This is a genomic window from Myxococcus vastator (assembly GCF_010894475.1).
Classification (GTDB): domain Bacteria; phylum Myxococcota; class Myxococcia; order Myxococcales; family Myxococcaceae; genus Myxococcus; species Myxococcus vastator.
This window is the reverse complement of record NZ_JAAIYB010000444.1, coordinates 1-6819: the sequence shown is the minus strand read 5'-3', so window position 1 is coordinate 6819 and position 6819 is coordinate 1. Positions and strand designations below refer to the sequence as shown.

The 6819-nt window shown below is 67.4% G+C and carries 8 protein-coding genes; all 8 read left to right on the top strand.

What is annotated here, in order from left to right; genetic code table 11:
• Positions 1-612: hypothetical protein (locus G4D87_RS30880; RefSeq protein ID WP_163786285.1), on the top strand; the 612-nt coding region annotated here is incomplete at its 5' end.
• On the top strand, positions 609-836 hold the full coding sequence (locus tag G4D87_RS30875) for a hypothetical protein (protein ID WP_163786284.1): 228 nt from the start codon (positions 609-611) through the stop codon (positions 834-836). The genes G4D87_RS30880 and G4D87_RS30875, both read left to right, overlap by 4 nt.
• On the top strand, positions 833-1579 hold the full coding sequence (locus G4D87_RS30870) for a hypothetical protein (protein WP_163786283.1): 747 nt from the start codon (positions 833-835) through the stop codon (positions 1577-1579). The genes G4D87_RS30875 and G4D87_RS30870 overlap by 4 nt, the downstream gene beginning before the upstream one ends.
• Before the next feature lie 116 nt (positions 1580-1695).
• Complete coding sequence (locus G4D87_RS30865; protein WP_163786282.1) at positions 1696-2442, top strand: hypothetical protein; 747 nt, start codon at positions 1696-1698, stop codon at positions 2440-2442.
• A 203-nt stretch (positions 2443-2645) separates the two neighbouring features.
• Entirely contained in the window at positions 2646-3461 is an 816-nt protein-coding gene (cpaB, locus tag G4D87_RS30860; protein ID WP_163786281.1) for a Flp pilus assembly protein CpaB, read from the top strand.
• Positions 3462-3502: 41 nt separating this feature from the next.
• Positions 3503-4348, top strand: coding sequence for a type II secretion system F family protein (locus G4D87_RS30855; RefSeq protein ID WP_011554643.1), 846 nt, complete (start codon positions 3503-3505; stop codon positions 4346-4348).
• Positions 4349-4358: 10 nt separating this feature from the next.
• Positions 4359-5249: a type II secretion system F family protein gene (locus G4D87_RS30850; RefSeq protein WP_163786280.1), complete on the top strand. Its 891-nt coding sequence runs from the start codon at positions 4359-4361 to the stop codon at positions 5247-5249.
• A gap of 6 nt (positions 5250-5255) precedes the next feature.
• A complete protein-coding gene (locus tag G4D87_RS30845) occupies positions 5256-6710 on the top strand; it encodes an FHA domain-containing protein (RefSeq protein WP_163786279.1) in 1455 nt (484 codons plus the stop codon).
• Positions 6711-6819: the final 109 nt, after the last annotated feature.

Sequence of the window (6819 nt, the reverse complement as noted above, 5' to 3'; positions counted from 1 at the left end):
GACAAGGAGGGCCGGGACGCGGTGTGGGTGGAGATGGAGGCCGGCACCCATCCGGCCATGAAGTCGCCGCTCGCGCAGATGCGCATGCTGGTGGCCCGGGAGGGCGACGAGATTCGCTATGACGCCATCTCCCGCCTCTACATCGGCACGGGCTTCGGCAAGCCCCAGGAGTACTCGGACGAGGCGCTCCAGCACGTGCTCAAGCAGGAGGAGGCGGACGCGAAGAAGGCTCAGGCCGCGCCGCCGGAGAAGCAAGCGCCGCTGCCCAAGGGCGTGAAGCCCACGACGCGCTCGGGCAAGGAGTCCCGGCTGATGACGCTGGCAGGCACCGTGGCGGCCGTCCCGGTCGAGGTCGTCATGAAGAACACCGTCATCAAGCGGATGTGGCTCAGCCGTGAGATTCCGCTGCTGAACCTGGCCAAGATTGAGATTCCCGGCATCGGCCACGCCATGGAAGTGGCGGAGTACGGAATCGACGCCAAACCCCGCATGCGCATCCCCGCTCCAGACGCACCGAAGATCAAGCTGGAGTACGCGGATGCTATACTCGATGACCTGCCCGGAAACGCGGACGACGGGCATGGACACGACACCTCTGAGGACACGCCGTGAACCACCCGAAGACGCTGCGCTCCCGCGCCCGTAACCGTCGCGGCCAGGCCATGCTGGAGTACTCGCTCCTGAACTGGATTCTCGTCGTCGCGCTCATCATCGGCGCGTCGGTGAAGGTCCGCTGGACGGAGGACCGGCAGTCCAATGTCATCGACCTGTTCATGGAGGCGTACCAGATTTATTACGACTCCTTCTACTTCGTGCTGAACCTGCCGTTCCCGTGACGGTCGGCAGTGAGGTGGGGCAGCCGTCCCCGCTGGGGCTGCGGCTGGTGCACGCCGTCCTGTTCATCGCCTTCGCCGTGGGCGTGTCCGTGGCGTCCGTGCCCGAGTGGACGCACCTGACGCGGGCCTTGAGTCAGCCCTTCCACGCGGGCTCGGCACCGCGCTGGCTGGTGCTGGCCGGTGCACTGCTGGCGGTGGTGGGCACGGCGCGCCTGGGCTGGGCGCTGGTGCGGGGCCGGTCCGCGCCGCTCTGGGCCTCCGGCGTCATCCTCCTGGGCGTCATGGCCACGCTGGCCGGCGGTCGTCCGCAAGGGCTGGAGCAGTCACGCTCCGACGTGGCGGCCAACCTGGAGCTGCTCCGCGTGGCCCGGCGCGTCCACCTGCTGATGGTGCACGAGCTCCAGTCCCATGGAGAGGCGCCTCAGTCGGAGGACGCGTGGCGCACCGCGCTCCAGCAATCTGGCGCCAGCGAGGTCCGGGTGTACACGCGCGCCTTCCTCCCCATCTACCCACAGGTCGCGTGGCTGCCCTCCGAGAGCGCGGTGCCGGAGCCGCTCGTCCCGGGGCAGCTCGCGGTGCACGTGACGCCGGATGGGGTGGGCTTCTCGGTGCGGCTGGTGGGGCTCCACCAGGGCCAGCCGGCGCTCCTCAAGGACGACCAGGGGGCGACGCTGGTGCTTCGAGGTCTGTACAACCCGGACCTTCCGCCGCCCGCGCAGCCCGCGTTTCCGCCCACTCCCTGACACCTCGTGCGCTCAGCAAGGTTGCGGGTGCCGTGAGACTCCGCCAGTCTCGCCAGACCTCATGACGCGGCGGTCCCGGCCGGTGGGACGTGCTGGAGTGAGGGAAGGAGCGCGCAATGGCGCAGGCAGCATGGAAGTGGATGGTGGTCGCGGCGGCGGTCGGGGCAGGGGTACTGGCATGCGACGGCGATGACGACGGTGGAGGCGGCGACAATCCGCCACCGCCGCCCACTGGGTTCGACGCGGGCGTGGACGTCTTCCGCCCGGGTCTGGGCGAGGACGAAGGCGCGCCGCAGGGCACGCCGTTCTCCCTCCCCGAGGGTGTCAGCTTCGCCGGCACCCTTCGCGGCGCCGACGAGGTCTCCGGCGAGTGCGAGAACGCCAGCGTGGAGGCGCAGGGCTCGGGCGCCACGGTCCGCGTCTGCGTGCCCCTGCGCAACGACACGGGCGCGCCCGTGGAGGTGGTGTTCCCTCCAGGGTTCGTCGTCGTGTCCACCTCCGAGGGCCGCGGCCAGAACGGGCTGCTCATCGAGCGCACCGTCCTCACCGTGCCTCCCACCCCTCCGGGGCCCGGGGGGCGGGACGATGCCGGCACCTCGGACGGCGGGGTGGAGGAGAACGCCTATATCGTTCCCCTCTACATGTACTGCCTGAACGAGGAGCGGGACCCCTCCAACCCCTTCATCACCTACGCGGCCGGCCCCGTCACGTCGGATGACGCGCTCCAGGAGCTGCTGCGGCTCCTCCAGGGGAAGCGCATCGACAGCGTCGACGACGTGGGCGTGGTGCAGTACGCCATCTACAGCATCACCGAGGGCCGCGGCCTGACGACACCGGACCGCGACGCCATCGACGACCTCTGACGCGGTACGACGTCAGGGCCCGGATTGCGCGCGATGCGGAGCTGTCGCGAGAGGTGGTTTTGACACCCGGTGTATCGCACGGCTAACATCGCGCGCCATCCGCTGATTGCACTGCACTGTATTCCAACACCCGCTCTGGACTCCACTTCGGACTCCACCGTCGCCGCCGAACGGCTCCCCCCCGTTCTGGAGGTTTTTGAACCATGCTGAAGGGCAAGACTCCGCTCGTCGTCGCGCTTGTGCTGGGCCTGCTGGCCGGCGTCATCGCGTATTCCGCCATCAAGAAGAAGGAGGCGGATGTCCGCCGCGGATGGAACCTGGTCCCAGTCGTCGTGGCGGCCCAGGACGTCCCTGAAGGTACGGTCATCACCTTTGAGATGATCTCCCAGCGCTCGGTCCCCGAGCAGTTCGTGACGTCGTCGGTGGTGCGCCCGGACTCCGCTTCCTACATCGTGAACCAGAAGGTGCTGGTGGCGCTGCAGGCGGGTGATCCGCTGCTGTGGAGCCAGTTCGAGACGACCAAGGCCGCCGAGCGGCTGTCGTCGAAGGTGCAGAAGAAGGCGCGCGCCCTCACCATCGAGGCGAAGCACACCACGTCGGTGGGCGGCTGGATTCGCCCCAATGACCACGTGGACGTGATTGGCACCTTCCGGGATCCGCAGACGGACGAGAACGTCGCCGTGACGCTGCTTCAGAACGTCATCGTGGTGGCCACGGGCAAGATCACCGGTACGACGAACGTGAACCTCATCCCTGAGAACCAGCGCGAGTACAACAACATCTCGCTGATGGTGCTGCCGGAAGAGGCGGAAATCATGGTGCTCGCGGTGGAGCTCGGCCAGCTGACGCTCAGCCTCCGCAACGAGGACGACGTGGACCTCATCGAGGAGCGTGGCCGCGCCACCATCAGCACGCTGCTGTCGGGTGAGCGCACCCGCGTGCTGGAGCAGAAGCGCCGCGAAATCATCCAGATCATCAAGGGCGGTGCCGAGCGGGCCGCGGGCGCTGGCGCGCCGTGATGGCGTGCGTCGTCCACCCTCGCTCTTAGGGAAGCGCGCACATGCTTGCTGGAATCGTCCTCCTCCTCGTCACCGGCTCGGTCTTCTTCTTCAGCCTGGTGATCTTCAGCGTCCTGTCGAAGGCGTATGAGCAGTACCAGGAACGCTACGTCGCCAAGTCGATGAACGACTTGAGCGACATGTTCCTCTTCATCGATCCACGCCAGATGTTGATCCTCAACATCGCGTGCATGTGCTTGTTGGGGATCCTGACGTACATCATCTTCAACCCCATCATGGCGGTGGTGGCCACGGTGTTCGGCTTCTTCCTGCCGATGCTGATGGTCAAGCACTACCGGAAGCGGCGCATCAAGAAGTTCAACGTGCAGCTGGTGGACGCGCTGCAGGCCATGGCCAACGCCTTCAAGGCCGGTCTCACGTTCCCCCAGGCCATCGAGCACGTGGCGCGCGAGGCGATGCCGCCGCTGTCGCAGGAGTTCGGGCTCTTCGTGAAGGAAGTGAAGCTGGGTGTTCCGCTGGAGGAGGCGCTCATCAACATGGGCCGCCGCGTGGGCAGTGACGACCTGGAGCTGGTCGTCGTGTCCACGAACATCGCCCGTCAGCTCGGCGGCAACATGGCCGAGATGTTCGAGACGATCTCCACGGTCATCCGCGAGCGCTTCCGTCTGGAAGGCAAGATCGACGCGCTCACCTCGCAGGGCAAGCTGCAGGGGTGGATCGTCGCGGCGATGCCCGGCGTGCTCGGCATGGTGCTCAACTACATGCGGCCCGACCTGATGGAGCCGATGATGGACCACATCTTCGGTTGGATCCTCGTGATCATCATCGCCATCATGGAAGTGATGGGCATCCTCATCATCCGGCGCATCGTCAACATCGATATTTGAGAGGTGCACCGTGGACGATGTCCTGACGCCAATGTTGATCGGCAGCTCGGCGCTCCTCTTCGCGGGCGCCGTGGGCTTCCTGGGCCTGGGGCTGTACCAGACGCTGCTGGAGCGCTTCCTGTCGGAGGTCCGTGACGAGTCCACGGGCGGCATGAAGGGCTTCGGCTCGGTGGCCATCCGCCGCCTGGGCGCGATGAACCGCCGCTTCATGTGGCCCGGCTACGAGGCCAAGGCGCGCCGCAACCTCATCAAGGCGGGCGAGCCGCAGGCGTACAAGCCCGAGGACATCATGGCGCTGCAGGAAGTCAGCGCGGTGGTGGGCCTCATCATGGGTCTCATCCTGCTCAACGGCTTCGGCGTGAGCATGGTGTGGGCGCCGCTGTTCCTGCTCTTCGGCATGTACTACCCGCTGATGTGGCTGAACGACCAGGTGAAGAAGCGCCACCTGCTCATCAGCCGCGCGCTGCCCTACAGCCTGGACCTGCTGACGCTGTCGGTGGAGGCCGGCCTGGACTTCACCGCGGCGCTGGCCAAGGTGGTGGAGAAGGGCAAGGCGGGGCCGCTGCGCGAGGAGCTGCAGCTGGTGCTCAAGCAGCTGAAGATGGGCAAGACGCGTGAAGAGGGCCTCAAGAGCATGATCCTCCGCGTGGACCTGCCGCCGCTGACCACCTTCGTCACCGCGCTCATCCAGGCGGACAAGATGGGGACCAGCCTGGGCAAGGTGCTGCGCATCCAGTCCACGCAGATGCGCATCGACCGCACCCAGCGCGCGGAGAAGCTGGCCGGCGAGGCGCCGGTGAAGATGCTCTTCCCGCTCATCGCGTGCATCTTCCCCACGGTGTTCATGGTGCTGTTCGGGCCCATCGTGTTCCAGTTCATGTTCGGAAACGTCGCGGGGTAGCGCCCCGTGCCCATCCTCCTGACCATCACCCAGGGGCTCCAGCAGGGACGGGAGCTCACCTTCGAGGCGGCCGAGGTCAACATCGGCCGCACCTCGGAGAACGACCTGGTGCTGCACGACCACGGCGTGTCGCGCAGGCACGCGCGCATCGTGCTCCGCGGCGACAAGTACTTCGTCGCGGACATGGGCAGCTCGAATGGCACCGTGCTCAACGGGGGGCTGCTGTCGGGAGAGCAGCAGCTGCGGGATGGGGACAAGATTGGCGTGGGCCCCGTCGAGTTCACCTTCGTCTGGGTGCCGCCGGAAGGGGACGAGGACGCCACGCGGCCCATCCGCCGGGGCGACCCGCTCCCCGTGGTCGACCCGGACGCCACCCGTCCCATCCGCCTCAACGACCCGATTCCCGCCCAGAGCGGCATCGTGCTGCCGGAAGGCTATCCCACCGCGCAGCAGCCCGCGGTGGTGCCGGTGCGTCCGGGCACCGCCGCCGTGGCGAAGGCCGAGTCCGGCGCGGGGCAGACGGCGGCGGAGCGCGCGCGCCGTCGCCGGGAGCTCGAGGGTACTCCGGCGGGCAGGCTGCTCCTGTGGTGGGGACAGCTGTCGATGCCGGCGCGGCTGGGCGTGGGCGCGGCCGGAGGCGGCCTGGTGCTGGCGCTGGTGGGCGTGCTGGCCGTCTTCTTCATGCCCAGGAGCGAAGGCCGGGCGTCCGGCGTGGAGCCGGAGGACCTGGGCTTCGACGTGATTTCAGACTCGTTCGGGGTGGGCGAGGGCGTGACGTGGGAGAACCCGGACCACAAGTCGTTCGCCTTCCAGTTCGTCACCCCGACGCGGGCGGTGGCGGTGGTCCACTACATGGCCAGTGGCATCTCCAAGGAGGAGGTGTCGCTGGTCGTCAACGGCGTGGACGTGGGCTGGGTGCCGCCGGACGTGAATGCGGTGACGGAGCGCGGGCTGGAGCAGATTCTCCCGCCTTCGGCGCTGAAGCGGGGCGAGCTCAACTCCGTCGTCTTCGACAATGTCCGCAACCCGCCGGGGCGGGACACCTGGCGCGTGTGGAACCTGCGCCTGGAAATCATCCCGGTGCCGGAGCTGCCGCAAGACGAGCTGCTGGCCAAGGCGCGTCAGTACGTCGCCGCGGGCGCCCGCTTCTATGCATCGCGCGACGTCGGCGCGGAGAACCTCTTCAAGGCGTGGCAGCAGTACCGCTTCGCCTGGGTGACGCTGGAGGCGCTGGACACCAAGCCGGACATCTATCAGGACGTGCGTTTCCAGCTCGGCCAGGTAGCAACCGAGCTGGACCACAAGTGCAGCCAGCTGATGCTCGATTTCCAACGCAGCGTACAATACCGGAATGCGCGGACGGCTCGGGCCGCGTTGCAGGAAATGGGTCGACGCTTCCCTACGGCCGAGCATCGCTGCCACAATCTAGGTTTGCAGTTGGCTTACGAGCACGAGCTGTAGGCGCGTGCTCACTTCGACAGGAAGTCGGTGATTCGCATGTCCAACGGTTCCCCTCCGGCACGCCGCCGGCCCCCCTCTGGGGCGCCCTCGGGTGGGACCGGGTCCCGTC